Below are 709 nucleotides of genomic sequence, written 5' to 3'. Positions count from 1 at the left end.
CGCAGCTGTATCCTCAGGGATTGTTACATCTGGGCAAGCTGTGTTCTGCTGTGATAGACGTTCAGAAATCAGATCGGTATTGAGTATGTGTGCAACAGAAGGCAGGCGCTTGATATGCGTTTCTTGAGTGACTAGGTGTTGTAAGCCCGAGTCTTCAATCATGTACGCCAAACGATCATCGGGGAAGTCAGGGTCAAGCGGGACATAGCTGGCGCCGACTTTCAATATGCCAATTAGGGCCGCGAGCATATGCTGAGAGCGGTCCAGGCACAAGCCAACGCGGTCCCCAACCGATACGTGCTCCTCTAATAGGAGCTGAGCCCACTGTGAGCTAAGTTCATCAAGCTGACGATAGCTTAAGACTTCCTGCTCAAATATGACGGCATCTTTTTCGGCAAATTGTTGAGCTTGATGATGAAGGTAGTGACCGACAGTGCGAGGGGCGTTGGCTTGTTCTTCATGCCAAGCATGAGCAGGTCCTATACATTGTCTCATCACTTGCTTGCTTGAGCTTTGATTAAGTAGTTCTATATCGCAAAGCCTGGTTATCGGGTTTTGTGCAATTTGTCCGAGAATCGTAAGAAAATGATCCCTAAAGCCTTGGATCGTTTTTTCAGTAAAGAGAGATGTACTATAGACGATTGCTCCACTGAGTGAGTCGCCGCGTTTTTTAAACCATATGTTCAGGTCGAGTGGTGAATCATGAGAA

At 47.5% G+C, this 709-nt stretch carries 1 protein-coding gene; it reads right to left on the bottom strand.

Annotated features, from left to right (window positions below; translation table 11 throughout):
* A partial coding sequence (locus A3766_RS08535; RefSeq protein WP_156508792.1) for an AMP-binding protein occupies positions 1-709 on the bottom strand: 709 nt, incomplete at both ends.

This window comes from Oleiphilus sp. HI0132 (genome assembly GCF_001635845.1).
The sequence above is the reverse complement of the archived record's forward strand: the minus strand, read 5'-3'. Positions and strand labels throughout refer to the sequence as shown.